This window comes from Ensifer sp. Root278, from assembly GCF_001429285.1.
In the GTDB taxonomy this organism is placed as follows: domain Bacteria; phylum Pseudomonadota; class Alphaproteobacteria; order Rhizobiales; family Rhizobiaceae; genus Ensifer.
Genome location: NZ_LMJJ01000040.1, coordinates 661720 through 687982, shown reverse-complemented (window position 1 = coordinate 687982; position 26263 = coordinate 661720). Strand labels below are relative to the sequence as shown.

The window sequence follows — 26263 nt, the reverse complement described above, 5'->3', positions numbered from 1 at the left end:
GGTTACAGGCCCTCGCCGTGAAAGACCTTGGCGAGCCGGGCGATGGCGTCGATGTTGCGCGGCCCCGGCGTCGCCTCGACATAATCGAGCACCACGAAGCGGTCGTTTTTCACCGCATCGATAGTGGCGAAGGCCGGATTGTTCTTCATGAAGGCGATCTTGTCCTCGGCTTTCACCTCGCCGTAGTTGACGATCACCACGACCTCCGGATTGCGATCGATCACCGGCTCCCAGGAGACCTCCACCCAGCTCTTGTCGACGTCGTCCATGATGTTGGCGCCACCGGCCGCCTCGATCATCGCCGTCGGGATGCCGAAGCGGCCTGATGTGAAGGGCTTTTCCTCGCCGGAATCATAGACGAAGACGCGCGTCGGCTTTTCACGGCCGGCATTTGCCTCGGTGATCGCGGCCAGTTGGCGGCGGTAGCCGTCGACCAGCGCCTCGGCGCGATCCTCGACCCCGAAGATGCGGCCGAGGTTGAGGAGATCGACGAACATGTCGTCCATCGTAGGCTTTTCCCTGGCCATGACATGGATGCAGGATTCGGTCAGTTCGTAGACGCCGATCTTGAACGGCGCCAAGGTCTCGGGCGTCACCTCGCCGCCGACCTTCATGCCGTAGTTCCAGCCGGCGAAGAAGAAATCGGCGTCGGCGTTGAGGAGCACTTCCTTGGTCGGATATTTCTCCGCAAGCTCCGGCAGTTCCTTCACACCTTCGCGCAGCTTTTCATCCAGCGTCTTCCAGCCGGAAACGCCGGTGTAGCCGACCATGTGGTCCTGCAGCTTCAGCGCCAGCATCATCTCGATCAGATTGACGTCGTTGGCGATCGCCCGCTTCGGCGCAGCATCGAAGGTCACCTCGCGGTTGCAGCTCTTGACGGTAACCGGATAGGCGAGCGCCGGCACAGCAGGGGCGATGAGAAACAGGAAGGCAGAGGAGGCAATGTTGATCTTCATGAAATGGATCCCTGTCGAGGAAGTGAAAAGGAGAAACGGGCGGTGCCGGCAACGGCGGTGCTGTGGGCGGTGGCGGTGACACCGAAGGCGGAGGACAGCGCCCGCGGGCTCAGCACCGCGTCGGGTGTGCCAAAGGCGATGAGCCGCCCCGCCGTCACGATCGCCACGTCAGTCGCGAATTCGGCGGCGAGATTGATGTCGTGCAGCGTCGATACGATCGTCAGCTTCAACGTCTGCAACAGCTCGAGGATTTCGAGCTGGTGGCGGATGTCGAGATGGTTGGTCGGCTCATCGAGGATGATGATGCGCGGCTCCTGGGCAAGCGCCCGGGCAATCAGCACCCGCTGTTTCTCGCCGCCCGAGAGCGTCGAGAACTGGCGGCCGGCCAGATGGGCGAGATCGAGATGGGAGAGTGCATGCTGCACCCGCTCGCGGTCGGTGTCCGTCCAGCCGTTGAGCCCCTCCCGCCGCGGGATGCGGCCCATCATCACCACGTCGCGCACGCTGAAGGGAAAATCGCCGGGCATTTCCTGAAGCACGACGGCGATCGTTTTCGCCGCTTCGCGCGCCGAAATCGACCACAGGTCGACGCCGTCGACCTCGATGCGGCCCGCATTCGGCTGCACCGCCCGGTAAAGGCAGCGTAAGAGCGAGGTCTTGCCGGCCCCGTTCGGCCCGAGGATCGCAAGCCGGCTGCCCGCCTCGATCGCGAAGTCCATGTCGTCGACCAGGGTCAGCCCCGGGCGCGGCCCCCAGCAAAGCCCCTTAACGCGAAGGGCGGCTCCTGTTGCGGTGCAGGTCATGGTCTGATCCCACCCCGGCAGCGCCACGCGTCCATCCCCGACGCACCAAACGCGCTTGAGCGCATGCGTGTCGCGCTCATTGGAAATGGCCCGCAACGTCTTCGGAGACGAGCATGGCCGCCGGGATGCGGGCGAGCGTCTTGCCCTTCAGCCCGCGCGGCCGTTCGGCAGCCCGCGTCATGCCGTCGCCGCGCTCCACATAGGTGGCGGCAAAGCGGACGAGATCGTCGATGTCCTCTTCCGGCGAAATGTCGCCAAAGAGATAGGTCGCCTTGCCCGTCGCCTGGAAGGCGATGGTGCAGGGGCGCGTGCATGCCGCCATGCAGACCGTGCCGGCAATCGAGAAATCACGATCGAGCGGCGCGCCGAGGGCGGCAATGCTGCGGTTAAGACGCTTTATCAGCTCGGCGCCCGGCATGCAGGGGCCGCCGGTAAAACGGCAATCGGTGCAGACCGTTATCTTATGCTGTCGGGAAGTCGGCTCAGCCATTTTCTCTCTCCGCCGGACTGACGGCAAGAGATGGCGAAGCGGCAGGATGACGGATGACCGTCGCGCGAAAGCCAGTTCTTTTCCATCGGAACACCCCGTCCGTTGTGGTTGATCGGTTCGATGGCAGGTCTCCTGGCTCGCGGGTCGCGGCGCATCCACGTCTTCCCGGCCATTGGCCAGTGACATGGTGTGAATGCGCTGTCCGCTCACAGTTGCGGGGGCAGCCACGGTTTCGGTCCCGTCAGGGTCGTCCGTTCCGTGTTCCCTTTTCAGCCGCCTCCGCATTGTCGCGGACGCAGCACCATCGCGCTCTTCCTCGCATGAATCGGCAGCGGATACAACCGATGGGGTCGGGCGGCCGGGATCTATCAACATGCGGCGTTTCGTCATGTACTGACTGTTATAACATAACATAACAACAACCAACAAGGTAATGATCCTAAGTCACCCTGCCGGCCGCCGCGGGCGAGAGTCTCGCCTGACGGCGACGACCGGCGTATCCTTGCTCCTTGGCTTGTCGGGAAAGGAGCTCTGCCATGGCTGCCTATTTGATCGCCGATGTCGATATCACCGATGCAGCGACCTTCGAGGAATACAAAAGAGAGGTGCCGGCGACGGAGGCCCGCTATGGCGGGCGCTATCTCGGCCGCGGTGGCGCAACCCGGGTGCTTGAAGGCGACTGGGAACCGCACCGGCTCGTCATCCTCGAGTTCCCGGACATGCAAGCCTTGCTCTCCTGGTACCAATCGCCGGAGTATCAGCGCCTGAAGACGATCCGTGAGCGCTGTGCCAGGACACGGATCATAGCACTCGAAGGCGTCGCCATCTGAAGCGGAGCGCAAGACTGGCCGCAATTGCCGGCCTTGCTCGTGAAACGAACGGATGAGCGCCCCCGTCACTTCAAGCTTCGCGGCGCGCGGATGAAGCAACTGCGGGGCATGTGCTCCGGGTCCATCGACATGCGGCGTTTCGTCATGTCCATCCGTTATGCGATAACATAAAAATACAACGTCAGAGTTGAATAGCCGGCGAAATCCGCCGTGGTGGGACCGTGTACCTTCATCGCGACCGGCGCGCCGCCACCCTCTCGAACTTGCCTTCGCACGACCGCCCGGCCCGACGCTTTCGGACCGGTGCCGCGCAGCGCTCATCAGCCCCCACTGCGCGCAAAAGCCGGAAATTTAACGTACGTTACGCTCACGTAACCCCAAGGCCGTTGAGAAAATCAGCAGCCGAAGCGACAATTGCCAAAGCTAGGATTGGGCATCGACAAGCCACCGATAAAATCAACTTAGCCGCGCAGGTCCCGAAATGAAGTGATGGCAACGCAACTTTCTAAAGGGGATGGCAGTGAATCCAATTGACTTCTTCGTCGAGACGCTTCGGACCTATCCTCCGGTCGCTGTCTTCCTCGCCCTCGGCATCGGTTTCCTGATCGGACCCATCAAGGTCGCGGGGTTCAATCTCGGAAACGTCACCGCCACGCTCCTGGCGGGCGTCCTCATCGGGCAGCTGGGCATCCAGGTTTCCGGTGATCTGAAGTCCACCTTGTTCCTGATCTTCCTGTTCGCCGTCGGCTACGGTGTCGGCCCGCAATTCGTGCGCGGCTTGAGCACCGATGGGCCGAAGCAGATTGCCTTTGCGCTGTCTGTCCTGGTGCTGTGCCTCATCGTTCCCTATCTCTGCGCGCTGATCGCCGGGCTTCCGCTTGGCTACGGCGCCGGCATGTATGCCGGGTCGCAGACGATCTCGGCTGCGATCGGCGTTGCCACGGACCAGATCAATTCGCTCGGGCTGACGCCGGAGCAGGCCAAGACCTTTGCCGACCAGATTCCGATTGCCTATGCGGTCACCTACATCTGGGGCACGATCGGCTCTGCCATCATCCTCGCCCAGCTTGGCCCAAAACTTCTCGGCATCGATCTTCCGGCGGCCTGCAAGGAGTATGAGGCCAAGCTCGGCGGCGGCACCGAGAGCAGCGAACCCGGCATCACCCGCGCCTATCATGATTTCGGCCTTCGGGCCTATCGGATCGACGAAGCAAGCGGGCTAACCGGAACGCCGGTCAAGAACCTGCTTCCCGGCATTCGCGTCTTCGTCGAGCGCCTGCGAAGAGGCGATCGGATCATCGAAGCGGATGGCAACACCGTGCTGCAGCCGGGCGACGTCGTCGCCTTCTCGGGCAGGCGCGCCCTGCTCGTCGAAAACCTGGACAGCAAGCTGACGGAGGTCGAGGACAAGGAGCTTCTGAACGCGGAGGCCGAGATCGTCGACGTCTACGTGACCAGCAAGGCGCTGGCCGGAAAGACACTCGCCGAAGTCAGCACGATGGATTGGGCGCGCGGCGTCTATGCCCGCAAGATCGTGCGCTCGCTGGTCGAGATCCCGGTCCTTCCCGGCACGACCGTCGAGCGTGGCGACATCGTCACCATCGGCGGCGCCAGGAGGCACGTCGAAGCGGCGATCAAGGCTCTCGGCTTTGCCGATCGCCCGGTCGAAACCACCGACATCGCCTTCCTCGGCTGGGGTCTGTTCATCGGCGCGATGATCGGGGCGCTGACGATAACGATCGGCGGTATTCCGATCGGGCTATCCACGTCAGGCGGCGCCCTGCTTGCCGGTCTCGTGCTCGGCTGGCTGCGCACCACCTACCCCGCCTTCGGCCGCATCCCGTCGCCGGCGCTGTGGCTGTTGAACACGCTCGGCCTCAACATCTTCATCGCCGTGGTCGGTATCGGCGCCGGACCGGGCTTCGTCGCAGGCCTCCAGGAGGTTGGCATTTCGCTGTTCATCTGGGGAGTCGTTGCAACCTCCATCCCGATGATCGCCTCGGTGCTCATCGGCCACTATGTCTTCAAGTTCCACCCGGCGATCCTGTTTGGCGCCTGCGCCGGCGTCAGAACCACGACGGCCGCACTCGGCATGATCCAGGAGGCGGCCAAGAGCAAGGTGCCGGCACTCGGCTACGGCATGCCCTACGCCATCGGCAACACGCTGCTCACCATCTTCGGCCTCGTCATCGTCATCATGCTTGCCTGAGGCGGGCAGGCAGAACCGAGACCATTGTTCCAATTTCATAGATCACAGGGAGTGTGGATCATGTTGGACAGAAAATTCTACGACAGCATTTCCGATCTCAGCCCGTTCGAGATCAAGGACGAACTGATCAAGCTCGCCAAGACGAGCTCGCAGAAATCCGCCAAGGCCTTCCTCAATGCCGGCCGCGGCAACCCGAACTGGACGGCAACGCGGGCCCGCGAAGCCTTCTTCCTGCTCGGCCAGTTCGCCCTGACGGAGGCGAAACGCGCCTACTACGATCCGAAGGCGGGTGTCGCCGGCATGCCGCCCCAGGACGGAGCGCATGCGCGGTTCCAGAAGTGGATCAAGAAACAGCTTCAAAGCACGGAAACCGTGGACGAGGAAGACGAAGGCGTCCCGGCCGCCAAAACCCTCGGTGACGCCGTCGCCTATGCCATCAACACCTTCGGCTTCGACCCGGATGGATTCGTGCATGAGCTGACCGACTCGATCATCGGCGACAACTATCCGGTCCCCGATCGGGCGCTGCATCACAACGAGATCATCACCCACGAATATCTGATGTGGGCGATGTGCGCCGGCCACCGGCCAAGCGTGAAATTCGACCTCTACCCGGTCGAAGGCGGCACCGCCGCCATGTGCTACATCTTCAAGGCCTTGAAGAACGCCCGCATCCTCAACGCCGGCGACACGATCGCGCTCGGAACGCCGATCTTCACGCCCTATCTCGAGATGCCGCAGCTCGAGGATTACACGCTGAAGACCATCAATGTCAGCGCCGAGCAGGAAGACCGCTTCCAGTTCACCGACGATGACATCAAGGCGCTGGAAAACCCCGAGGTGAAGGCGCTGTTCCTGGTCAACCCCGGCAACCCGTCCGCCGTCGCGATGGATCCGGATTCGATCAAGCGCCTTGTCGATCTCGTCAACAACAAGCGTCCCGATCTGATCATCCTTACCGATGACGTCTACGGCACCTTCGTCCCGGGGTTCCAGTCATTGCTCGGCCATCTGCCGCGCAACACCATCGGCGTCTATTCCTATTCGAAGTACTTCGGCTGCACCGGCTGGCGCCTCGGCGTGGTGGCCGTTGCCCAGGACAATATCTTCGACGAGAGGATCAAGGCGCATCCCGAGCCGATCCAAAAGCTTCTGGAAAAGCGCTACAAGGCGATGACGCCGAAGCCGCGCGAGGTGAAGTTCATCGACCGCATCGTCGCCGACAGCCGCGACGTGGCGCTGAACCACACCGCCGGCCTGTCGCTTCCCCAGCAGGTGATGATGTCGCTCTTCAGCCTGGTCGAGCTGATGGATGTCGAGAAGGCCTACCAGAAGGCCTGCATCGCCATCTGCACGAAGCGGTTCTGGAACCTCGTAAACGGCATGGGCGTCGAGTCCAACCCGGGCATCTATTTCGACCACTATTACGGCATCATCGATTTCGAGTTCTGGCTGCGCAAATATGTCGGGCAGGATGTCGTCGAATGGGTGAAGGACAACATCCATCCGCTCGACATTCCCTTCCGACTGGCCGAGGATCACGGCATCGTTCTCTTGAACGGCTCCGGCTTCGACGCGCCAAACTGGTCGGCGCGCGTTTCCTTCGCCAACCTCAATGACGACGCCTATTCGCAGATCGGCCGTGCCGTGCGCTCCGTGGCGCGTGGCTACGTGCAGACCTACCAGGCGGCCAAGGGCCTGAAGATCAGCTAGCCGAGCAAAGCGGCCGGCAAACCCGTCGGCCGCCTCCCCCTGCAGCGCCGCGCGTCCAATTAGACGCGCAACGGTCGCTGTAGCATTTTCGAATGCTGCATGTTTTGTCCTTCAAGCGGCGACGATTGAAGGACACATGCAGAAGGGCGTGAGCAGACGCCCTGTTACCCAGCCACCCCGGATTTTCCGGCAGGGTCCTGCCGGCAAGTGAGCAGCGCATCATCAGGCTGAAGGCGCCCCTTCGGCATGGAGTTGGGAGTAAAGCGGCGTGATCGATCACCTGTTCGGCATCCTCAGAGCGCATCCGGAGCTCGCCCTCTTCCTCGCGCTCGGCATCGGCTACGCCGTCGGCAAGATCACCATCTTCGGCGTGACCATCGGCGCCGTTACCGGCTGCCTGCTGGCGGGCGTGCTGATCGGACAGACGGGCGCCGTGTTGTCGAACGACGTGAAGCAGGCGTTCTTCCTGCTGTTCCTCTTCGCCATCGGCTACCGCACCGGCCCGCAATTCTTCCAGAGCCTCAATGCCGATGCCCTGCCCCAGATCGCCGTCACGGTGACGCTCTGCGTCGCGGCGCTCGCGGCGGCGATCCTTCTTTCGATCCTGTTCGGTTTCGATCTCGGCACGGCCGCAGGCGTCCTTGCGGGCGGGGCAACGGAATCGGCGACCGTCGGCGTCGCCATCGACACCTTCCGCAAGACGGCGCCAACACCCGAAGCCGTCACCCAATTCGAATCCGCCGTGGCCACCGGCTTTGCGGTCGCCTATCTCGTCGGCGTCGTCACCGCGATCCTCGTCCAGTCGCAGCTCGCACCGCGCATGTTCGGCCGCAGCCTGAAGGAAGCCTGCGCCGAGCTCGAAGCCGAACTCAACATCGCCCCGGAGAACAGCGGCGATACCGCCCGCCGCGAGATCGAAGCGCGCGCCTTTGAGATCGCCGATAATCTGGTCGGCCTGACCGTGGCGGAAGCGGAGGCGCGAGTCCCGGAGCATCAGAAGGCCTATATCGAGCAGATTCGCAGGGGCAATGAGATCATCTCCCCCGCCCCGCAAGAGCGACTGCAGGCCGGGGACATTATTGCGGTCGCCGGGCTTCGCGGTTTCCTGGTGGAATATGCCAGCCGGATCGGCACCGAGATCGATGACCGCGAGCTTCTCGACATTCCGGTCGAAATTCTCGACGTGGTGGTGACCAACAAGGACGTCGCCGGCAAACGCCTTTGGCAGCTCAAGCAGCAGCCCGAGGCGCGCTCGGTCTTCCTGCGCGGCATCCTGCGTGCCGGCCAGCCGATCCCGATTTTCCCCGGGCTGACAATCCGCCGGGGTGACGTGATGTCGATCGCCGGTGCCAGGCGCCATGTGGAGGATGTCGCTGCCCGGCTCGGCTATGCGGATCGCAAGACGACGGCGACCGACATGGTCTATGTCGGCGTCTTCATTTTCCTCGGCGGCCTCATCGGCATACCCGCGCTGAAACTCGGAGCCCTTGAAATCGGCCTCGGCGTTGCGGTCGGCGTCCTGATCGCGGGTCTCGTCGCCGGCTGGCTGCGCTCGGTCCGGCGCACCTTCGGCTTCGTGCCGGAGGCAACCCTCTGGTTCTTCGACAGCGTCGGGCTCTGCGCCTTCATCGCCTGCGTCGGCATCTCGGCCGGCCCGAGCTTCGTCACGGGCCTCGTTCAGTCCGGTCCGGCGCTCGTGATCGCCAGTCTGCTGATCTGCCTGATTTCGCACCTCGCAGCACTTGCGCTTGGCCGTTGGGTCTTCCGCATGAACGAAGGCGTGCTCGCCGGCACCTGCTGCGGCGCTGGAACCTCGGCGCCGGCGCTCGCCGCCGTGCAGGAGGCTGCCGGCAGCCCAGTGCCAACCCTCGGCTACGGCCTTGGCTATGCGATCGGCAACGTGCTCCTGGCGCTCTGGGGGGCTGTGCTTGTCACGGTTCTTGGGTAGCGTCTAAACCGCCGACGTCAGCATGCCGTGCCGGCCGATTGCTGCGTCATGCACGGAGCGGCCTGACTTTAGGTCAGGAAACTACCGCAGCGGCCAGACCACCATCAGCGTCGGTATGCTGACGATGACAATCACGAGCGAGAGCGGCAGGCCGAGGCGCGGATAGTCGCTGAACCGGTAGCCGCCCGGACCCATGACCAGCGTGTTGCACTGGTGGCCGATCGGCGTCAGGAAATCGCAGCCGGCGCCGATGGCGGTCGCCATCAGGAAGGCTTCCGGCCGATAGCCGAGCGCACCGGCAAAGCTCGCGGCGATCGGCGCCATGACCAGCACGGTCGCGGCGTTGTTGAGGAACGGTGTGACCGCCATTGCCGCAATCAGGATGATGGTCAGCGCGCCTGCCGGCGGCAAGCCGGCGGCAACCGTACCGAGCCACCCTGCAATGACTTCCGTCCCCCCGGTCGTGCGCAGGGAATCACTGACCGGGATCAGCGCCGCCAGCATCACGAGGATCGGCCCGTCGACGGAACGGTAGACGTCGCGCAACGGAATAATGCGGAAGATGACCATGGCAAGGGCCGCTGCGAAAAAGGCGATCGGCACCGGCACGAGGCCGACTGCCGTCGAGCCCATGGCGGCGGCCAGGACCAGAAGCGGCAACGGCGCTTTGCGCGTGGTGCCGAGCAGGATCTCGCGCTGCGCGAGCGGCAGGCAGCCGAAGTCCTGCAGAAAAGACGTCAATTCGCGCCGCGCGCCTTGCAACACAATGACGTCGCCGGCTCTCAGACGAATGCTGCCGAGCCGCTGCTTCAGCCTTTCGCCCTGGCGGCTGACGGCGAGCAGGTTGATATTGTGGGTGTTGAACAGCGCCAGGCGCTGCGCCGACATGCCTTCGATCGGCGAACCGCTGCCGACGACCGCCTCCACCGCCTCGATTTCGGACCCTGCCTTCTCGCGGCTACCCGGCGAGCGGTCTCCGGCGATCTTCAGCTTGGCCTGCGAGACAATCCGATCGAGCGCCCCCGGCCCGCCTTCAAGCAGCAGGATGTCGTCGGCTTCAAGCGTGATGTCGGGCAGCGGCGCCAGATGCAGGCCGCGGCGAAAAATGGCGATGACGACGGCACCGCCATCGCCGAGCTTGACCAGAGCGCTGAGTGACTTGCCAATCGCGGGAGATCCGGCAGCAACGACGGCCTCCGACGTATAGTCGGTAATCTCGATCGCCGAATGAACCGAAACTTGGCTGCTGGTCCGTTGCGGCACGAGCTTGTAGGCAAAGAGCAGGAAGATGCAGCCGACCAGCGCCAAGGTCGCGCCGACGGGCGTGAAGTCGAACATCGTAAAACTCTCGCCGGTCAGTTCCTGACGCACGCGCGACACGACGATATTCGGCGAGGTGCCGACCTGCGTCATCAGCCCGCCAATCAGCGAACCGAAGGCCATCGGCATCAGGAAGACCGAAGGCTGGACATTCGACCGCCGGGCGAACTGGAAGGCGACCGGCAGCATGATCGCCAGCGCCCCGATATTCTTGATGAAGGCGGAAAGCACCGTCACCGTGATGACCAGCAGCGCAAGCTGGGCCCGGACCGACGAGATATTGGGCAGGAAGCGCTGGATCGCCGCATCCACCACGCCTGAGCGCGCCACGCCGGCGCTGACGATCAAGGCACTGCCGACGATGATGACGATGTCGTCGCTGAAACCGTCGAAGGCATGATCGTAAGGCACGATGCCGACGGCCACCGCCAGCATCAGCGCAGAACAGGCGATCACGTCGTATCGAAACCGCCCCCAGATGAAGAAGACCATCATGGCGCCGATGACGATAAACGCGAGAGACTGTTCGGCGGTCATGCAATACCCGGGTTCGGCGAAAGGACTGGGCGGGACGGAACGTGCAGTTGGCGCAAGGCCGAAACGCGCGATCCGCCGGAACGTTCACGAGAGAAGTAACGCATCTTTCTCCGCACCGGAATCCGGCTCAGCGACAAATCTGGGTACGAAGGCGAAATTCTCCAGCGACCGCAAGGCATTCACGCGACGTTGCCGACTTGGAAAACACCGTTGCCGCCCTACACTTTAGCAAAGGGTGTTGGAGCGCCTTGGCCGCCGCTTTTGCCGCCGGTGCCAGCGGACCATCTGCTTCCTCCACCGCGTCGCCCCAGGCTTGCTCGAAGCAGGCGCTAGGCTTGCCTAGATAATTGCGAGCCCTTGGATTTGCATCAGGAAATTGTACAATAGATCAAAGTGTTGCAGCGCGTTCCGTAGTCCATTTGAAGGCGAGGAACCTGACTGCGCCTCCCCTACCAAGCGCACCCGTAACCGAGGATCGCCGACATGAAAAACGCCCTTGCCGCCCTCTCCGTCGTTCTGCTTCTGAGCGGCTGTACCGCAAGCGGCGGCTCAAGCTATTACGGCTATTCGTCGAACCTCGAGCCGATCCCCGGCAGCATCACCTATGGCGGCCAGCCGCGCACCAAGCTCACGAAGTCGCCTGTCGGCAGCATCGTGCCGCACCAGTTCATCGACCAGTACGGCCGCAAGGTCTACGAAACCTATATCATCGAGCCGGACCGGTCGTTGCGCCTCACCAGCCGGCGCTGGCAGCCGGATGATATTTTCGATTTTGACTGACGCATTTCGTGGGGCGACTATGGGAGCGAGCGGCAGTCGCCGCTGCCGAATTGCGCGATCACCCAATCGCGCAACAACTGCGTCGCCGGTCGATCTGCCATCCGTGGGCTATAGACGAGATCGTAGCGGTCGCTTTCGAGCGTCACAGGAAAAGGCTGGACGAGAATGCCCGAGGCGAGTTCCTCGGCGACCAGCGTCAGGCTCAAAAGGCCGATGCCCTGCCCGGCTACGGCGGCCTGAACGGCATGGATTTCATCGGTAAACGAAAGACCCGCGTTCGCATCGACATCTGCGATGCCAGCCCGCTCCAGCCATTGCCGCCAGACCGGCGCACGCGGCTCGTCTCGGCGCGCCACACCCCAATCGAAATGAATGAGCGTTGAGCGTTTGAGATCCGCAGCACTTGCCGGCACCAGTCGCGGCGCGCAGACCGGGGCGAAACGATCGGCAAAGAGCGGCTCGGTTATGAGACCCGGGTAGTGTCCGCCACCGAGACGGATTGCGGCGTCCGCGTCCGCCTCCAGGTCGATCGTCCGGTTGGAAGCGTCGAGCCTCAGCGTCCAGTCCGGATAGGCTTCGCGAAACGAGCCGGCGAGCGGCGCCAGACGCTTGGCGACGAAGGCGACGGTGGAGGTCAGCCGCGCGACCTTGCTCCCCTGCTGGCGGCGCACGTCGGCAATCGCCTGCTCGAAGCGATCGAGACCATCGCGCAGCACCGGAAACAGCGCCTTGCCGGCAGCCGTCAGATGCACCTGTCGCGTCTCGCGCTCGAAGAGCTTGACCTCCAGCATCTCCTCCAGCTGCCGGATCTGGTGGCTGACGGCGGTCGCCGAAACGTTCAGCTCTTCCGCCGCATGCTTGAAGCTCAGTCGGCGGGCGGCCGCTTCGAAGACCCGCAAGGCGCCGAGCGGCGGCAGCTTCCTCATCGCATCCTCATGGAAGAATTCATCTCATCTATCAGCTGAGAAATCACTCTTTGTCAGCCTGCTATCTCCTCAGCATATTGAGTTCAACAGCCAAGGCAACAGCGCCAAGCTGAGAAAAACTCAAGCATGAAAGGACAAAGCATGTCTCTCGAACAGGTCATCACCAAGCCGGATCCTTACGCGCCCTTCCTGCTTTCCCAGGCGATCAAGGCCAACGGCTTCGTCTTCGTCTCAGGGCAGGCGGCGATCGGCGATGACGGCGAGCTCGTCGGCGAAGGCGATTTCGACCGCCAGGCCGAACAGGCCTTCCGCAACCTCGACCGGGCCCTGAAGGCCGCCGGTTCCGGCCTCGACAAGATCGTCAAGGTTACGATCTTCCTGCGCTCCATGGAGAATTTCGGGAAGATCATCGAACTCCGTCGCAAATGGTTTTCGGCACCCTACCCCGCCGACAGCATCATCGAGGTCTCCTCGCTCTACTCGCCTGACGCGCTGATCGAGATCGAGGCGATCGCGCTCGACGCAGGCCGTTGAGATGAGCGCCGGAAATCGTTCCGGCATCGAAAGGACATTCCATGCATCTTGAACAGGTCGTCACCACGCCGGATCCCTACGCGCCGTTCCTGCTCTCCCAGGCAATCGGGGCCAATGGCTTCGTCTTTGTCTCCGGCCAGGCGGCAATCGGTGACGACGGCGAAATCGTCGGCATTGGCGATTTCGACCGCCAGGCCAACCAGGCTTTTCGCAATCTCGACCGCGCCTTGAAGTCGGCCGGCTCCGGGCTCGACAAGGTCGTCAAGACCACGATCTTCCTGCGTTCCACCGAGAACGCGGGAAAGATGGTCGACCTTCGCCGCAAGTGGCTTTCGGCACCCTACCCGGCTGAAAGCATGATCGAGGTTTCTTCTCTCTATTCACCCGATGTACTGATCGAGATCGAAGCGATCGCGCTTGACGGAGACCGCTGAGATGAACGCGCCACAGATCCTTCCATCTCCCGTTTTCACTGGCATCACCCTCAAGGGGCTCGATTTCACCAACCGCCTGTCGGTCGCGCCGATGACCCGCATCAGCGCTTCGGCTGCAGGCGTTCCAGGCGAACGCATGCAGCACTACTACGAACGCTTCGCCCGCGGCGGCTTCAGCCTGATCACGACCGAAGGCATCTACACCGACAATGCCTATTCCCAGACCTACAGGGACCAGCCCGGCCTGACCGACAGGGAACAGGCGGCTGCCTGGCGCCGCGTCGTCGATACAGTCCACGCCGCTGGTGGCCGCATCTTCGCGCAGCTCATGCATGGCGGCGCATTGGCACAGGGCAACCCCTACCGCCCGGATACGGTAGGCCCCTCGGCCATACGTCCGAAGGGCACCCAGATGACCGGCTACCATGGCGACGGCCCCTATCCTTTGCCGCGCGAGATCAGCGAGGTCGAGATTGCCGAAGCGATCGAGGGCTTCGCTAATGCCGCTCGCTTGGCCATCGAGGTCGCCGGCTTCGACGGCATCGAGATCCACGGCGCCAACGGCTACCTGCTCGATCAGTTCTTCACCGATTTCTCGAACCGGCGGACAGACCGCTGGGGCGGCGATATCGTGCAGCGGCTCGGTCTGTCGCTCGAGGTGCTGAAGGCTGTGCGCGCGGCGATAGGCCCCAACGTCCCGCTCGGACTGCGCCTCTCCCAGGGCAAGGTCAACGACTTCAGGCACAAATGGGCCGAACGCGAACCGGGTGCAGCGCGCGTGTTCAAGACGCTGGCCGAAAGTCCGGCCGATTTCGTTCACGTGACCGAGTTCGAAGCTTGGAAGCCGGCCTTCGACGGCGGCGACGCCTCGCTCGTGGCGCTTGCCCATCGCCACGCGCCGCGCCTGTTCCTCATCGCCAATGGCAGTCTGCACGATCTCGCACGCGCAGAGGAGGTGATGGAAGCCGGAGCCGACATGATCGCGCTTGGCCGCGGCGCGCTTGTCAATCCCGACTGGCCGCGGCTGACAGTCGAACGCAACGATCTTCGCCCGTTCGACCTGCCGTTCCTCGCGCCGATCAGCGACATCAAGGCCAGCGAACTCGCTCTCTGAGAAAGAAAGGACCGACGGGCGCTTGAGAAGGCGCCCGTCGGTTGCGTCGCTCGCGCTCGTTGAAGACTGCTCTCCGCGGTTACGAGGCCGCGACGAAACGATAGGCTGAGCCGTTCCGCTCGGCGCGCCCGATCCCCGGATAGGCCCAGTGATAGCCAAGCAACGCCAGCCGCTCCGATGCCGCCCTGTCGATCAGGGCCTTGCGGTTCTTCAAGGCCAGTTCCGCATCCGTGTCGAAGCCGAAATGCCAGTCGGGATGTTCGAAAAAGACGGCATTGCTGGTCACCGCATCGCCCGTTATCACCATGCCCTCATGCCCGGCGCCGTCGCCACCGGCAAGCTGAAGCGAGATGTGGCCGGGCGTATGGCCGCGCGTATCGAGCACCTGCATGCCGCTGACGATCTCGTCGCCGGGCTTGACCAGGGTCAGACGATCTTGCACCGCGAAAAGATCGCGCTGCGCGCCCTTGGCAAAGCCATGCAACGCCTGCGGCATGGTCTTTTCGAAGTTCGGATCGGTCCAGAACTGCCACTCGGCCTCCGATACGAAATACTGCGCGTTCGGAAAGGTCAATTTGCCATCGGCACCAAGGGTCCCTCCGGCATGATCGGGATGCGCGTGGGTCAGCACCACCTTCGTGACCTCACCCGGATCGATGCCGGCAGCCAGCAGATTGGCGCGCAGCTTGCCGGCGCTTTCCTGGAAGTGGTTGCCCGAACCGTCGTCGACCACGATGACATCACCGCCGGTGCGGATAACAGGGATATTGGTATGAAACGGCGCGCGTTCGGGCGTGCCGCCGAGGCGATGCATGATGTCCGGCCGCTCCTCCGCCGTCGCATCCGGCAGCACGATGCTCACCGGCAGCATGATGAAGCCGTCGCTGACAACGGAAATATCGAAACTGCCGTGCTGAAAACGATGGACGTCAGCGGCGTAGGCACCTTTCGGCAGGAGGGCGGAAGCAGCAATCGCGCTGGAACCGGCAAGGAATTCACGACGGTCGGGACCGGATGCGTCGGTGGAATTGCGGGAAGAGGTCATGGCTCTGGTCCTTGGCTGAAACATCTGAGGAAAGGTGCCGGTGCGCCCTTGGGCGCCACCGGCGAGCAAGCATCAGGCCTTGGCAAAGGCGAGCAGATCGGCGTTGAGCTGGTCCTTGTGCGTGTCGGTGATGCCGTGCGGCGCGCCGGCATAGACCTTGAGTTCGGCATGCGGGACGAGCTTCTTCGAGGCCCGTGCGGCGGCATCGATCGGCACGATCTGGTCGTCGTCGCCATGGATGATCAGGGTCGGCACATCGAACCTCTTCAGGTCCTCGGTAAAGTCGGTCTGCGAGAAGGCGACGATCGAGTCGTAGGTGTTCTTGTGGCCGCCCATCATACCCTGCAGCCAGAAGCTGTCGATCATGCCTTGGGAAGCAACCGCACCCGGCCGGTTGAAGCCGAAGAACGGACCCGAGGCGATATCGCGGTAGAGCTTCGAGCGATCCTTGAGGCTTCCCGCCTGCAGCCCGTCGAACACCTCCTTCGGCAGGCCGCCGGGGTTCTTGTCGGTCTTGACCATCAGCGGCGGCACTGCCGAGATCAACCCGGCCTTGGCGATCCGGCCCGTGCCGTGGCGGCCGATATAGCGGCTGATCTCGCCGCCGCCGGTGGAGAAGCCGGCAAGGAAGATGGCCTTCAGATCGAGCGCATTGATGAGGTCGGCCAGGTCGTCGGCATAGTGATCCATGTCGTTGCCGTCCCAGGGCTGCGACGAGCGGCCGTGGCCGCGGCGGTCATGGGTGATGACGCGGAAGCCATTGGCGGCGAGGTGGAAGGCCTGCGCTTCCCAGCTGTCCGATGACAGCGGCCAGCCGTGGCTGAGCACGACGACCGGGCCATCCTTTGGACCCCAGTCCTTGTAGTAGATCTCGACGCCATCGCGGGTGGTGATACGGCTGCCCATGGTATTTGCTCCCTCGGTGCCGGACGCGCCGGCGGTTGATGCGGTTGTGGATGCGGCCTTGGCCGGATTGTTCATGGCGTTGACCGCGGCTGCGGTCGTCGCCGCACCAAAGGCGGCTGAAAGAACCGTGCGGCGAGAAACGCCATTGGAAACGCTTGCGGAAACTGCTTTTGCCTGTGTCATTGTCCTCACCTTTTCGATCTCTGTTGCCCGGCTTCCATCCCGTGGAAGCGATGGTTGAATTGATAAAACGGCGGGCCTAACCTCTCGACCGGCAAAGCTGACAACGATGGGGGCAGAAGTGACAAAACGAGCGGAAAGCGAACCGGCGGAGATCGGCATCGTCGTCTACCCGCGCGCCCTGATGTCGGCGATCCACGGGCTGACCGACATGTTCCAGGTGGCGAGCATGCAATCGGTCGAACAGAGCGGGGTAGACGCTCCGCAGATCCGCATCAGCCACTGGAAGCTGCAGGAAGACGGCTCGGTGGCGAAATCACGCGACACCCACCAGGGTCCCTCCTCGGGCCTGGTGGCGCTGATCCTGCCGCCGACGCTCGCCGATCTGCCCGTCGGCGAAAGGATCGGCGGCCTGCCCGCCTTCGTGCGCGAGCAGCATCAACGCGGCACGACCATCTGCTCCGTCTGCGGCGGCGCCTATCTGCTCGCAGAATCCGGCCTCGCTGCTGGCCGCACCATCACCACGCACTGGTCGCACCAGGGCCTGATCGCCGACCGCTACGGCAACGTCCGCGTCGACACCGACAGGCTGCTGATCGACGAGGGCGACATCATCACCGCCGGCGGCATGATGGCCTGGATCGATCTCGGGCTGAAACTCGTCGACCGCTTCCTCGGAACCGACGTCATGCTGGCAACGGCGCGGTATATGATTATCGATCCCGGCGCGCGCGAGCAGAGCTACTACAGCGTCTTCGCGCCGAAGCTCGATCACGGCGACAACGTCATCCTCAAGATCCAGCACTGGCTGCATGGCACCAGCACCAAGGGCGTGACGCTGCAGATGATGGCCGAGCGCGCCGGGCTCGGCGACCGCACGTTCCTGCGCCGCTTCCAGAAGGCGACCGGCTTCAACCCGACGGAGTATTGCCAGCGGCTGCGGATCGCCAAGTCACGCGATCTGCTGGAGCGCTCGCATCTGTCGATCGAGCAGGTCGCCTGGCAGAGCGGCTATGACGACACCAACGCCTACCGCAAGATCTTCCGCAAGATCCTCGGTCTCTCGCCAAAGGAATATCGCCTCCGCTTCTCGGTATCGGATGGTGCCCGGCGAATGGCCGCAGGAGCGCCGAATGCGGTGCCGGCTTTGTGACCTAGGGCGCTCCGTCGATTGAGCGCGCCAGCAAGCTGCATCCGCTCAAGACCCGACCAAAGTGACAGCCCACAGCGCATCTCCTGGTAGGTTCTCCCCACCTGGCGCTCCCCCGATAAAGGACAACAAGCCGATCATGGGCGACGGCAACGCCGTCTTGGTGACCCCGAAGGGATAGAAAACGCAAAAACCGCCGCGCGCCCGTTGGGGCGCGCGGCGTGCATTGAATATAGTGGTTTGGAACGATCTTCCTTGGACGAGCGGTCAATCCAGATCTGACTTGTCTCGGAACTCGGCCGGCAAATCTCGTCGACCCAGCTTAGGCCTTCGCGGCGCCTCCGATCTCAGACGGCCCCGTCAGCCCTTGCCCATGATGACAAAGACGACGCGGCGGATCGCCTCGGCGAAGCTGACGCCCAGCGCCATCGCCGCGATGCCGGTGACGCCCAATGCGCCGATCCCCATCAGCTTCCAGCGCCTGACGTCGTCGGTCACCGGCTTCATCTCCGCGACGTCCGCACCGATCGCCGAGACAGACGCCTCGATCTCACCCACGCGATCGACCAGCTGCTCCATGCGTAGATGTACGCTGCCATGAATGGCGGCGTACTTGTCCTCGGCACGGCGGCTGCCCTCCTCGATCCGGCGGATGGATTCTTGCAAGCCGCGCATGCCCGCAACCAATTCGCCGAGCTGGCGGTGAACGGCAACATCGATTTCAACTGCCGACATCGGCGCGCCCCCCATGCCTGGCGCATTCCGCCCGTGTCCAGATTTCCGCAGCACAGAGGCCAACGGCCGTGCGATCAATCCGGCGTTGATCGGCAGCAGTCGCGCCGCGCGCGCCGACGAGATCAGTTCCGACGACGCCCCGCAGACCCGGAACACTGGCCGGTTGCGAAGTTCCACAACCCGCCTGCATCAAGGCAGGAATCGTAATCAAAGCGCTTTTCGCGAGCGCGGCTCTGTCCTCGGGCGTCGGCTTGGTGAAGTAGAGGTCGGGCGATTTCAGCCCGGCCGCCTCCACGGTCTTGGCGATGCCGTTGTAGAGATTGTCGGGAGAGACGTAAGGATTGTCCGGCCCGAGCGTCGTCAAGAGCTTTTCCTGCAATTGCTGGATCATCTGGATCATCAGCATGTCGCGCTCGCGGGTACCCGCACCAAGCCCGGTGTTGACGGTCGCATCCATGCCGGCGTTCCAGTGGCGCGGGTCGAAGGTCACCCATTTGCCGCGCAGACGCACCGCCCGCGGCCGGTCCTGGTGCTTGATGGTCAGCCCAAGCAGCCCCTTGAACACCCGCCTCAGCCCTTGCGCGAAGGTGCGCACCATCAGCTCCGTCTGGCCGATGCCCGCCTGTTCGACGAGCGCGGTCGCCTTCGCCGTCATGTTCTGCAGCGCATCCGGCGCCATGCCGCTCGAGGCATCGGAAATGCCGGTGCGATCGGTCGCCTCCTGGTCGAGATAGCCGAGCATCGAGAAGGATTCCCGCGCCACGAACGGCACCGCCGTGTAGCCAACGGCGCCGCGCACATCGACGCCCTGGCCGACGCGGATCGGCTGGCCGAACTTCGGGTTCAGCACCGATTCCGGGTTTTGGATCACCCCTTCCTGCACGATCGGCTGCTGGTTGTTCTGCCAGTAGAGATTGTCGAGCGTCTGGCGCAGAAGCACGGTCTTCACCCGCTGGATCTCCGCCATGTCGTCGGTGATCGCATTGCCCTCGCGCTGGTGCGGCCGCCGCTCGGTTATGAGATCGGCAAAGGGCACCTCGTCCCATTCCGCATCCTCGAGCAGGTTGTCGGCCCCGGTGCCGCCGGCAAAGACCAGGCGCCGAAGCTCGGCAATGCCGTCGTCGTCCGCATCCACCTTCACATAGAGCTCGTAGTAGTCCACCTCCTGCAGCGCCGTCGCGGTCTCCTCGCCGTCGCCGAAGATGCCGCGCCTGCGGGCAAATTCTTCGTCCTCGCCATCGGCATTACCGGCAATGGCAAAACCTTCGACGAGATCACGGTCGTAGCCCATGGCGATCAGATCCGAGCGGCGCATCCGCCGCTTGATGCCGGCAATCGGGCTGTCGTCGATCGAGATCGCATCTGGATGAACGAGGAATTCCTCGAGCGGCACGGCGGCAAGCCTTGTCGCCCCACGCTCGGCCGTACGGCGGATCTTGACGGTGAAGACCGGCTGCTCCACCGGCCCGGTGGGCAGCTCGATCCGTTCGACCGATTGCGCCTGTTCCAGCACCTCCACCGTGTCGTCGGCGATCAGTTGCACCAGGGCGGCCTCGTCGAGCCCGCTATGGGTCGAAACCTCGACGCTTTTCTTCTTCTCGTACCACCAGCGGATCACGCCGTTGCCGAGCTTCAGCGCGTCATGCGCTGCATCCTGCACCGCGTCATAGCCGTCGCTTTCGGGAAAGACGATGTAGTTGATGTAGTCGGTCGCCTGCTCGGCGCCTGCCTCGTCGCCCTGGTTGACCGGCTGGTATTCCACCACCTTGTCATTGCCAAGCACGGTGCGGATGAGCGAAGGCAGCACCTTCTTCACCGCCGCCCGCACGTCGCGCGAAACCACCTTCGAGCGGTTCGCTTCCGCCGGCACGTCGGCCATCACGCCGTCGTAGTATTCCATTGCCCGCACACGCGTGGCCGAAAGCTGGTCGCGATAGTCCTCGCAATCCCTGACGAGCTGGCTCACGAGCTCCGTCAGTTCCGGTTTCGTCATCGCTGCCATCAGAGAACCTTTCAGGGAGGAATATGGTTGAGATGCTGCCGTTGTCACGCGCGGCCCGAACGGTGCGGCCGCGCCCTGGGGTTGATCGGCAGCGGAAAGATGTCGCATGAACATCGTTTGTCGTGAGGGATTGGTGACGGCGAACACCGGGGTGAGAAACCTTAGGTCGCCAGCTCACCGCTTGTTGTTGCAGAATGTTGGACAGGTCGGCAACGGAGGGCAGCCGTCGATCGATTGCATCACCCCTTGCGGCGAGACCTTCGATGAGACCTGACCGCGGCCAACCAGTCTGGGAGAACGAATATGCCACTGGCCGACGCGACGAACTGAGCGATGGGCATGAACCCCTCTTGCCGCGCCATGCCACTCGACAGGGCAGCGAACGTCACTAAGCCTCCGAGCCCCAGGTAGGCTCGCTTCATCTCTGCCACCGGAATAACGTCGAAGAACCTGGAAACGTAGTCGGGCTCGCGCCACAGTATCAACGCGGCAATGAAGGTGAAAGACAGTATTGTCCAGGCATAGACCGAGAGCGTGGCGCTCCTGGCCGTTACGATGCCGCTCTGGTGCAGTAGGTCGGCTGAAATCGAAATCGCCAACAGCACGCCAAGCAGCGCCCAAATCAGCCTTCGTTTGCTTCCCCAGAAAAAATACATACCCGCACTGGTAGCGAGCCCGCGTTAAAAGTTCGCTTCCGGCAAGGGTGTTCTCTGCCATCAGAGAACCTTCCGATCGGTAAAGGCCCAGGCGGCGGCGTCCGCCTTCACCCGGGCAAAGCGTTTCATCATCAGCGCATAACGAGAGGCCGAAATCACGTCGTCGCGCTCTTTCACGATCCGGCCATCCTTGCGGTGGTAGAGCCTGAACTCCTCGAACCATTCGCTCGCAGTGGAAAACACCTTGAAGCGCCCGGTCTGCATGCGCTGCAGCATGTCGGAGATCCCCGCCTCGACGCCGTTGGTGCCGTCGTCGAAGGTCGCACGCTCCAAAAGCATCGCCAGCCCCTGCCCGCGATATTGCGCCGCCAGCTGCTCGCCCGAGCCCTTGTCGTGCTGCAGCCCGTCATGCGGCCACGCCCACGGCAGCCAGGGCCCCCAAGGTTTGAGCGCCGCCGCATGGATGATCGGCGTCGCCTCGCGCTCGCGGTAGACCCGGGTCACATAGAAGACATCGGCCTCCCGGTCCCAGGCGCAAAGCGCTGCGGCAAAGGGGTGGTCCCAGCCGAAGTCGAGCCCGCCGATCTGCACCCAATGCCTGGGTATCTCGAACGGCTCGACGCGGATCTGTTCCTCGGTCACCGGGAAAATCCGGCCGGAGCCGAGTGTCGGCACACCCTTGGTGCGCGCTTCCTTCTCATGCGCCGGGTAGCTCGCAACGATCTTCGCGCGCTCCTGCGGCGTGTAGTGCTCGGCATCGTCAATCGTCATCGTCACCACGGTCCGGTCTTCGGAGGGTTCCAGCAGGTAGCGGCTGACGACCGAGCTCATGCCTTTCAGCGGCGTAAAGGTCACGGCGACCGAGCCGCCCGTCGCATTGGTGCGGGTGATGCCCTCGAAATAGACATCCTCCGGCGGCTCCTCGTCGAACCAGACATAGTCCACCGTGTTTGCCTGCCATTTCGCCCGGCCCTGCTCATAGGCTTTGAGAAGCAGCGTCGAGGTGCCGCCCGAAGCATGGCGCACCGTCACGCTGTCGAGCGCGCCGGAAGCGCTGGAACGCCGGGTCCAGCCTGAAATATTCGATTTCGGGATATAGCCGGTGCCCCAATCCTCCTCGCTCATCTGCGGGCCGACGAGCAGCCGCTGCACGCCATCGCGTGTCAGCTCGTGCGATTCCGAGCCGCCGATCATCGTGATCGGCCGCTCGAACCGTCGGCCCGCCCACCAAGAGGGATAGTCGCCTGTCAGATGCATCGCCGCTTGCGCAGCACCGGCCAGCGTCTTGCCGAGCTGATTGCCGGCCATGAACAGCCGCTCGCGGAACGTGGCCCCTGCTTCATGGAATGCCGTCTGCCTCGCATAGGGCCGGTAATAGAGCAGCCTATTCGTGTTCTGCCGGCGCCCGATCTCCATCGCCAGCTCCATCCGCTCCTTGAGCAGCAAGGAAAGGCCGGATGGTTTGGTCGAGCTTGCGGATCCGCTGAAGGAGTTGTTCATCCGTCATCTCGCCGATCTGGTTGGCATTGATGGTCACGTCCTTCGGCATCAGCGCCGCGACGGCCTTCAGGAAATCATGCGGGTTCTTCTCGATCAGCGCGTGGATCGCCGCTGCCCCGCGGCTTTCCCAGGCCGAAAGCATGTCTTCGAGGAAAAGCTCGCCGAGTTTGGTGCGTACCGCCTTGCGGGCGCGCGGCCGGATGACCGCACCTGCCCGGTCGGCGCGCGGCAAAAAACGCCCGGTTTTCGGGTCCTTGGCTGGTTTGCTTGTCATGGAAATTACTCCGGGCAGGCTGAGCCGCTGAGCCTGCTGGCAGCCGCGGCTTTGACAGAAAAGGCACTCGGCCTCGACTTCGGTCCGTCACCTCGTCTTTGCTCGAATGGCTCGGCGCACCTGCCAATCGTCGAGCGCCGTCACCGCGGACAGCGCAACGCGCGCCGAGCGTGACAGCCGATCACAGAAAATTGCGGGTGTCACGCCGGATGTCACGCTTGCAACCTTGACTTCAGGTTGTATCCGGTCATCAATGCGGCCCACCGGGTTGCCCCGTTTCGGGTCCTCTTGGCGGAATGCATCGCAAGCGCCCTGCTAGCCAGGGAAAAGCCAAAGTAGTTCAAGATTTTGAGTAATTTATCAGCCTAGCAGGCCCGCTGCGGGAACCGTGCGATGGATGCAACAGGTGTCAGATGATCCGCAACGCGTTCAGTAAGTTGAAGACCATTTTCACCCCGCGGCCCTCCGCAACGAATATCTCGCCCAGGTTGCTTGAACTGGCCACCTCGGGGAACGTCGACGCCCAGGCAAAACTGGCCGAAATCTATTTCAACGACGGCGGCGAGGAACACTACGCCGCCTCGCTTCACTGGAACCGGCAGGCCGCCCGCCAGGGTCATCCCGCCGCGCAGGCCCGTCTCGTCACCATCTATCAAAGGGGGCTCGGCGTCGAGCGCGATCCGAAAGAGGCCTCGCGCTGGCTTCGCAACATTGGGCAACCGCGCGCGCGAATTGAGCCCGCCCGCGCCGTTTCCGGCAAGATCGCCAAACAGGAAGCATAGCAAGCGCCAACCGGCCTTCGCGAAGCACCGTAACGATCCGCAACGGTCAGGCGACCTTTGCGCGTCCGATAAGACGCGCGGCGCTGTAGGCCGCTCGCCTTAGCTGACCCGGAATCAAAAAGGCCGCTTCAATGACGAAACGGCCAGCCTGTAATATCCTTAGCCCGCTTCCGGGCGCTTGGCAAGCCCCGCCACCTAAATTTGTTTCTGTTTTGTTCTTTTTTTTCGCGAGCCGCCTGCGTCGCTCGCCTCACGCCCACCTGCCGTCTCGCCCGCCCGCTCCCATCGTTTGGTGATATAGTTACGCCCGGCACGCGACACTGCCTTTGCCCCGCGGCGATGGGCCGCCGGCCAGGACCAGGCGTGCCATGTCCGGTTCGATGGCGAGGCGGTCGAAGGCCGTTCCCACGACGACGGGAGGATCCCATGACCCCACGATATCTGCTTGCCGCTGTTATCGCGGCGCTTGTCGCGCTTGCCGGCTGCACCACCGACCAGGCCAGCCGCAGCACCGCCCCTGCCCCAAGCAAGGGAAACCAGGGCACGCAAGGCGGCCAAGGCATGAGCCAGGGCGGCGGAAGCTCCGGCTACTAAAGCATGTCGCGCAAAAGTGCGTAGCGGTTTTGCGATAACGACACGCGACAAACCAATAAAGCACGTCGCGCAAATGTGCGCAGCGGTTTTGCTGCGACAACCCAAAACTGAACGGCCCTGTGACGAGCGTCGCCGACCGCAGGCTGCCTGTCCAGTCCGCGTATGACAGCACCGCCATGCACGGAGCCTGCCGGCACCGTTCGCCTCGCTTCGGCGCTTGCTGATTGAACCTCCGGCGCCGAAACGCGTTGAGTAACCATGACGCGCAATCTCGGTGCCACGCCATTTGTTTGCGCGCATTCTGTGTTAAGCTTCCCCTTGGGAGGAAAATGCCATGGAGAATTTCTTCGCACTCGCCGCCATCGTCGTCGGCTCCGCCATCCTGGGGCTTGCGCTTGCCTACGGAATGCGCCGCAAGGACGCACACCGTCCTCCCGAGCATGACGACGCCCGGTTGAAGTTCTAAAGCCTGTCGCGCAAAAGTGCGCAGCGGTTTTGCGACAACGACATGCGAAATATCAAGAACTTAAAGCGCAAGGAGCGAATCTGAAAGATCGCGACGCTTTAGAGCCGCTGGCTCTTCCATGAAACGTGCTAAGCGCGCAAGCGCCCGCTTCGCAGCGCCACTCGTTCGCCGGGCCGCACCATCTTGAGCGCGGACAGCGTCGACTGGCGACAGCGAGCACTTTGGCTCCCTTCCTCTCACAGACGTTCCCCTGCCCGGCAGCCGGGAACCTTTCCCGCCTCCTCGCCTTACTCCTTCGACATGACCAACCGAGGAGATGCGAGGATGAGCAAGGCGAACCCGAAATCACGTGATCTCAGGCAGACACCCGAAGACCTGTCGCAACCCGCAGAACCGACCGTCGTGCCGATCGGCAGGATCCCGCCGTTGCCGGTCGATCTGGTTCCTGAGGGCGATGACATTCCGCCGGGTGACCAGGGCCGGGTGCCGCCGGTTCCGAGCCGCGATGAGGCCAATGTGAACCCGGACGACGCCCTGCCCGAAGACGGCGAGGAGAAAATCCTCGACGACGACCCGGCGCGCGAAAAGACCCGCTTCGACGAGGGGCTTCCGAAGAGCAGCCGATAGGCATGTCGCGCAAAAGTGGGCAGCGGTTTTGCGATAAACGACATGCGGCTAACTGACTTGCAAGCATGAACAGAAAAGCCCGCCGGTCACCACAACCGACGGGCCTTTTTTTTGGAACGCGCTTCGCTCAGAAGTAGGGCGAATAGCACTGCTGGCGCGGGCCGCCATAGGGCTGAAAGCTATTGTCCCAAGCGCGGTACGAGCGGTAGCGGGCATAGCACCAGTCCACGTGCCGCGGGTTCACCCCGGCATCCGCCCTGCGCGGCGGAGCGGCAATCGCGCCGCCGATGATGATGCCGGTGCCGAAGGCCGCCAGCGGATACCACCAGCCGTCATTGTGGCGACGATAGCCGTAGCGCTCGTAGCGATAGCCGCGGTAGCCGTTATAGTGTCCATAGCGGTAGCCGCCATCCCAGCCCGGGCGCGGACGATAGCCGCCATGCCAGCCTGGCCGCGGGCGGTAGCCGCCGTCCCAACCGGGGCGCGGGCGATAGCCGCCATGCCAACCGGGCGGACGCCGGCGATAATGGCCGCCGTTCCATTCCCGGTGCTGCACCAACTCGACGTCGCTCTTCTGCACCCGCTCGATGGCAACCGCCGGCACGGCATTCGCCGGCGTGATGCCCGAAAGAGCCGTAACCGCCGCCATTATGACGATGGCAATCTTCTTCATCTCATCACCTGTCCGTTTGGAAACAGGCGGCAGTTTCGCGGAATGACGTGAACCCACAATGAATGCGATACATCTAATA

General features: G+C 63.3%; 26 protein-coding genes and 1 riboswitch. Of the genes, 13 read left to right on the top strand and 13 right to left on the bottom strand.

The window, feature by feature from the left end; all coding sequences use genetic code 11:
* Nucleotides 1–2: 2 nt before the first annotated feature.
* The 3 genes from ASE60_RS25120 to ASE60_RS25110 all read right to left on the bottom strand — a co-directional run bounded on the left by ASE60_RS25120 (nucleotide 3) and on the right by ASE60_RS25110 (nucleotide 2249).
* Complete coding sequence (locus tag ASE60_RS25120; RefSeq protein WP_057254037.1) at nucleotides 3–956, bottom strand: ABC transporter substrate-binding protein; 954 nt, start codon at nucleotides 954–956, stop codon at nucleotides 3–5.
* Nucleotides 953–1759: an ABC transporter ATP-binding protein gene (locus ASE60_RS25115; RefSeq protein ID WP_057254451.1), complete on the bottom strand. Its 807-nt coding sequence runs from the start codon at nucleotides 1757–1759 to the stop codon at nucleotides 953–955. The genes ASE60_RS25120 and ASE60_RS25115 overlap by 4 nt, the downstream gene beginning before the upstream one ends.
* Before the next feature lie 76 nt (nucleotides 1760–1835).
* The gene (locus ASE60_RS25110; RefSeq protein ID WP_057254035.1) at nucleotides 1836–2249 is read right to left on the bottom strand and encodes a DUF1636 domain-containing protein; all 414 of its coding nucleotides are present in this window, start codon (nucleotides 2247–2249) and stop codon (nucleotides 1836–1838) included.
* A 104-nt stretch (nucleotides 2250–2353) separates the two neighbouring features.
* A riboswitch (cobalamin riboswitch) is annotated at nucleotides 2354–2570 on the bottom strand.
* A 215-nt stretch (nucleotides 2571–2785) separates the two neighbouring features.
* Here ASE60_RS25110 and ASE60_RS25105 point away from each other — a divergent pair.
* The 4 genes from ASE60_RS25105 (at nucleotide 2786) to aspT (ASE60_RS25090) (ending at nucleotide 8949) form a co-directional block, all read left to right on the top strand.
* A complete protein-coding gene (locus ASE60_RS25105) occupies nucleotides 2786–3079 on the top strand; it encodes a DUF1330 domain-containing protein (RefSeq protein ID WP_057254033.1) in 294 nt (97 codons plus the stop codon).
* Between the two features lie 520 nt (nucleotides 3080–3599).
* Entirely contained in the window at nucleotides 3600–5288 is a 1689-nt protein-coding gene (gene aspT, locus ASE60_RS25100) for an aspartate-alanine antiporter (RefSeq protein ID WP_244495700.1), read from the top strand.
* Between the two features lie 60 nt (nucleotides 5289–5348).
* Complete coding sequence (locus ASE60_RS25095; protein ID WP_057254032.1) at nucleotides 5349–7001, top strand: bifunctional aspartate transaminase/aspartate 4-decarboxylase; 1653 nt, start codon at nucleotides 5349–5351, stop codon at nucleotides 6999–7001.
* Between the two features lie 268 nt (nucleotides 7002–7269).
* Nucleotides 7270–8949 (top strand): aspartate-alanine antiporter, encoded by a 1680-nt coding sequence (gene aspT, locus ASE60_RS25090; RefSeq protein WP_057254030.1) that lies wholly within the window; start codon nucleotides 7270–7272, stop codon nucleotides 8947–8949.
* Nucleotides 8950–9030: 81 nt separating this feature from the next.
* Here the strand turns inward: aspT (ASE60_RS25090) and ASE60_RS25085 are convergent, their stop codons facing one another.
* Entirely contained in the window at nucleotides 9031–10806 is a 1776-nt protein-coding gene (locus tag ASE60_RS25085; protein WP_057254028.1) for an SLC13 family permease, read from the bottom strand.
* A 483-nt stretch (nucleotides 10807–11289) separates the two neighbouring features.
* On the opposite strand from ASE60_RS25085, the gene ASE60_RS25080 reads away from it, so the two are divergent.
* A complete protein-coding gene (locus ASE60_RS25080; protein WP_057254026.1) occupies nucleotides 11290–11586 on the top strand; it encodes a hypothetical protein in 297 nt (98 codons plus the stop codon).
* Nucleotides 11587–11603: 17 nt separating this feature from the next.
* Here the strand turns inward: ASE60_RS25080 and ASE60_RS25075 are convergent, their stop codons facing one another.
* Nucleotides 11604–12512 carry a LysR substrate-binding domain-containing protein gene (locus ASE60_RS25075; protein ID WP_057254024.1) on the bottom strand — a complete coding sequence of 303 codons (909 nt, stop codon included), beginning with the start codon at nucleotides 12510–12512 and terminating at the stop codon, nucleotides 11604–11606.
* Nucleotides 12513–12653: 141 nt separating this feature from the next.
* On the opposite strand from ASE60_RS25075, the gene ASE60_RS25070 reads away from it, so the two are divergent.
* From ASE60_RS25070 to ASE60_RS25060, 3 genes are read left to right on the top strand one after another with little or no spacing between them, the layout of a single operon-like run.
* Nucleotides 12654–13046: a RidA family protein gene (locus ASE60_RS25070; protein ID WP_057254022.1), complete on the top strand. Its 393-nt coding sequence runs from the start codon at nucleotides 12654–12656 to the stop codon at nucleotides 13044–13046.
* A 41-nt stretch (nucleotides 13047–13087) separates the two neighbouring features.
* Entirely contained in the window at nucleotides 13088–13480 is a 393-nt protein-coding gene (locus ASE60_RS25065; RefSeq protein WP_057254020.1) for a RidA family protein, read from the top strand.
* A 1-nt stretch (nucleotide 13481) separates the two neighbouring features.
* Nucleotides 13482–14594: an NADH:flavin oxidoreductase gene (locus ASE60_RS25060; RefSeq protein ID WP_057254018.1), complete on the top strand. Its 1113-nt coding sequence runs from the start codon at nucleotides 13482–13484 to the stop codon at nucleotides 14592–14594.
* Nucleotides 14595–14673: 79 nt separating this feature from the next.
* Here the strand turns inward: ASE60_RS25060 and ASE60_RS25055 are convergent, their stop codons facing one another.
* Together ASE60_RS25055 and ASE60_RS25050 are read right to left on the bottom strand one after the other, a co-directional pair.
* Nucleotides 14674–15639, bottom strand: a complete 966-nt coding sequence (locus tag ASE60_RS25055) for an MBL fold metallo-hydrolase (RefSeq protein WP_057254016.1) — start codon at nucleotides 15637–15639, stop codon at nucleotides 14674–14676.
* A gap of 72 nt (nucleotides 15640–15711) precedes the next feature.
* Entirely contained in the window at nucleotides 15712–16728 is a 1017-nt protein-coding gene (locus ASE60_RS25050; RefSeq protein WP_057254014.1) for an alpha/beta hydrolase, read from the bottom strand.
* 118 nt (nucleotides 16729–16846) lie between these two features.
* Between ASE60_RS25050 and ASE60_RS25045 the strand changes: the two genes are divergently transcribed.
* Nucleotides 16847–17878, top strand: a complete 1032-nt coding sequence (locus ASE60_RS25045; RefSeq protein WP_244495699.1) for a helix-turn-helix domain-containing protein — start codon at nucleotides 16847–16849, stop codon at nucleotides 17876–17878.
* A gap of 357 nt (nucleotides 17879–18235) precedes the next feature.
* On the opposite strand, the gene ASE60_RS25040 is transcribed toward ASE60_RS25045, so the two are convergent.
* The 5 genes from ASE60_RS25040 to ASE60_RS34125 all read right to left on the bottom strand — a co-directional run bounded on the left by ASE60_RS25040 (nucleotide 18236) and on the right by ASE60_RS34125 (nucleotide 23042).
* Nucleotides 18236–18610 carry a DUF1515 family protein gene (locus tag ASE60_RS25040; protein ID WP_057254447.1) on the bottom strand — a complete coding sequence of 125 codons (375 nt, stop codon included), beginning with the start codon at nucleotides 18608–18610 and terminating at the stop codon, nucleotides 18236–18238.
* Entirely contained in the window at nucleotides 18597–18800 is a 204-nt protein-coding gene (locus ASE60_RS34130) for a hypothetical protein (protein WP_082616116.1), read from the bottom strand. Before ASE60_RS34130 ends, ASE60_RS25040 begins: the two co-directional genes overlap by 14 nt.
* Before the next feature lie 2051 nt (nucleotides 18801–20851).
* The gene (locus ASE60_RS25030) at nucleotides 20852–21268 is read right to left on the bottom strand and encodes a hypothetical protein (protein WP_057254011.1); all 417 of its coding nucleotides are present in this window, start codon (nucleotides 21266–21268) and stop codon (nucleotides 20852–20854) included.
* A 60-nt stretch (nucleotides 21269–21328) separates the two neighbouring features.
* On the bottom strand, nucleotides 21329–22768 hold the full coding sequence (locus ASE60_RS25025) for a terminase large subunit (RefSeq protein WP_057254009.1): 1440 nt from the start codon (nucleotides 22766–22768) through the stop codon (nucleotides 21329–21331).
* Nucleotides 22653–23042 (bottom strand): hypothetical protein, encoded by a 390-nt coding sequence (locus ASE60_RS34125; protein WP_113133112.1) that lies wholly within the window; start codon nucleotides 23040–23042, stop codon nucleotides 22653–22655. The genes ASE60_RS25025 and ASE60_RS34125 overlap by 116 nt, the downstream gene beginning before the upstream one ends.
* A gap of 413 nt (nucleotides 23043–23455) precedes the next feature.
* Here ASE60_RS34125 and ASE60_RS25020 point away from each other — a divergent pair, with 413 nt between their 5' ends.
* The 4 genes from ASE60_RS25020 to ASE60_RS25015 all read left to right on the top strand — a co-directional run bounded on the left by ASE60_RS25020 (nucleotide 23456) and on the right by ASE60_RS25015 (nucleotide 25511).
* On the top strand, nucleotides 23456–23824 hold the full coding sequence (locus ASE60_RS25020; RefSeq protein ID WP_057254007.1) for an SEL1-like repeat protein: 369 nt from the start codon (nucleotides 23456–23458) through the stop codon (nucleotides 23822–23824).
* Between the two features lie 426 nt (nucleotides 23825–24250).
* Nucleotides 24251–24418: a hypothetical protein gene (locus ASE60_RS35300; protein WP_200964205.1), complete on the top strand. Its 168-nt coding sequence runs from the start codon at nucleotides 24251–24253 to the stop codon at nucleotides 24416–24418.
* A 334-nt stretch (nucleotides 24419–24752) separates the two neighbouring features.
* A complete protein-coding gene (locus ASE60_RS36085; RefSeq protein WP_280137725.1) occupies nucleotides 24753–24884 on the top strand; it encodes a hypothetical protein in 132 nt (43 codons plus the stop codon).
* Nucleotides 24885–25208: 324 nt separating this feature from the next.
* Complete coding sequence (locus tag ASE60_RS25015) at nucleotides 25209–25511, top strand: hypothetical protein (protein ID WP_113133113.1); 303 nt, start codon at nucleotides 25209–25211, stop codon at nucleotides 25509–25511.
* A gap of 127 nt (nucleotides 25512–25638) precedes the next feature.
* On the opposite strand, the gene ASE60_RS25010 is transcribed toward ASE60_RS25015, so the two are convergent.
* Entirely contained in the window at nucleotides 25639–26184 is a 546-nt protein-coding gene (locus ASE60_RS25010; protein WP_057254004.1) for a BA14K family protein, read from the bottom strand.
* Between the last annotated feature and the right edge of the window lie 79 nt (nucleotides 26185–26263).

Bases quoted from the DNA above. Each gene is read 5' to 3' on its own strand.
- ASE60_RS25020 (WP_057254007.1), top strand. From the start codon at position 23,456: ATGATCCGCAACGCGTTCAGTAAGTTGAAGACCATTTTCACCCCGCGG.
- ASE60_RS25015 (WP_113133113.1), top strand. From the start codon at position 25,209: ATGAGCAAGGCGAACCCGAAATCACGTGATCTCAGGCAGACACCCGAA.
- ASE60_RS34130 (WP_082616116.1), bottom strand. From the start codon at position 18,800: ATGCAGGCGGGTTGTGGAACTTCGCAACCGGCCAGTGTTCCGGGTCTG.
- ASE60_RS25120 (WP_057254037.1), bottom strand. From the start codon at position 956: ATGAAGATCAACATTGCCTCCTCTGCCTTCCTGTTTCTCATCGCCCCT.
- ASE60_RS25040 (WP_057254447.1), bottom strand. From the start codon at position 18,610: ATGTCGGCAGTTGAAATCGATGTTGCCGTTCACCGCCAGCTCGGCGAA.
- ASE60_RS25075 (WP_057254024.1), bottom strand. From the start codon at position 12,512: ATGAGGAAGCTGCCGCCGCTCGGCGCCTTGCGGGTCTTCGAAGCGGCC.
- ASE60_RS25105 (WP_057254033.1), top strand. From the start codon at position 2,786: ATGGCTGCCTATTTGATCGCCGATGTCGATATCACCGATGCAGCGACC.
- ASE60_RS25060 (WP_057254018.1), top strand. From the start codon at position 13,482: ATGAACGCGCCACAGATCCTTCCATCTCCCGTTTTCACTGGCATCACC.
- ASE60_RS36085 (WP_280137725.1), top strand. From the start codon at position 24,753: ATGGAGAATTTCTTCGCACTCGCCGCCATCGTCGTCGGCTCCGCCATC.
- ASE60_RS25010 (WP_057254004.1), bottom strand. From the start codon at position 26,184: ATGAAGAAGATTGCCATCGTCATAATGGCGGCGGTTACGGCTCTTTCG.
- ASE60_RS34125 (WP_113133112.1), bottom strand. From the start codon at position 23,042: ATGACAAGCAAACCAGCCAAGGACCCGAAAACCGGGCGTTTTTTGCCG.
- ASE60_RS25095 (WP_057254032.1), top strand. From the start codon at position 5,349: ATGTTGGACAGAAAATTCTACGACAGCATTTCCGATCTCAGCCCGTTC.
- ASE60_RS25070 (WP_057254022.1), top strand. From the start codon at position 12,654: ATGTCTCTCGAACAGGTCATCACCAAGCCGGATCCTTACGCGCCCTTC.
- ASE60_RS25080 (WP_057254026.1), top strand. From the start codon at position 11,290: ATGAAAAACGCCCTTGCCGCCCTCTCCGTCGTTCTGCTTCTGAGCGGC.
- ASE60_RS35300 (WP_200964205.1), top strand. From the start codon at position 24,251: ATGACCCCACGATATCTGCTTGCCGCTGTTATCGCGGCGCTTGTCGCG.
- ASE60_RS25050 (WP_057254014.1), bottom strand. From the start codon at position 16,728: ATGACACAGGCAAAAGCAGTTTCCGCAAGCGTTTCCAATGGCGTTTCT.
- ASE60_RS25030 (WP_057254011.1), bottom strand. From the start codon at position 21,268: ATGTATTTTTTCTGGGGAAGCAAACGAAGGCTGATTTGGGCGCTGCTT.
- ASE60_RS25025 (WP_057254009.1), bottom strand. From the start codon at position 22,768: ATGAACAACTCCTTCAGCGGATCCGCAAGCTCGACCAAACCATCCGGC.
- ASE60_RS25055 (WP_057254016.1), bottom strand. From the start codon at position 15,639: ATGACCTCTTCCCGCAATTCCACCGACGCATCCGGTCCCGACCGTCGT.
- ASE60_RS25065 (WP_057254020.1), top strand. From the start codon at position 13,088: ATGCATCTTGAACAGGTCGTCACCACGCCGGATCCCTACGCGCCGTTC.
- ASE60_RS25110 (WP_057254035.1), bottom strand. From the start codon at position 2,249: ATGGCTGAGCCGACTTCCCGACAGCATAAGATAACGGTCTGCACCGAT.
- ASE60_RS25115 (WP_057254451.1), bottom strand. From the start codon at position 1,759: ATGACCTGCACCGCAACAGGAGCCGCCCTTCGCGTTAAGGGGCTTTGC.
- ASE60_RS25085 (WP_057254028.1), bottom strand. From the start codon at position 10,806: ATGACCGCCGAACAGTCTCTCGCGTTTATCGTCATCGGCGCCATGATG.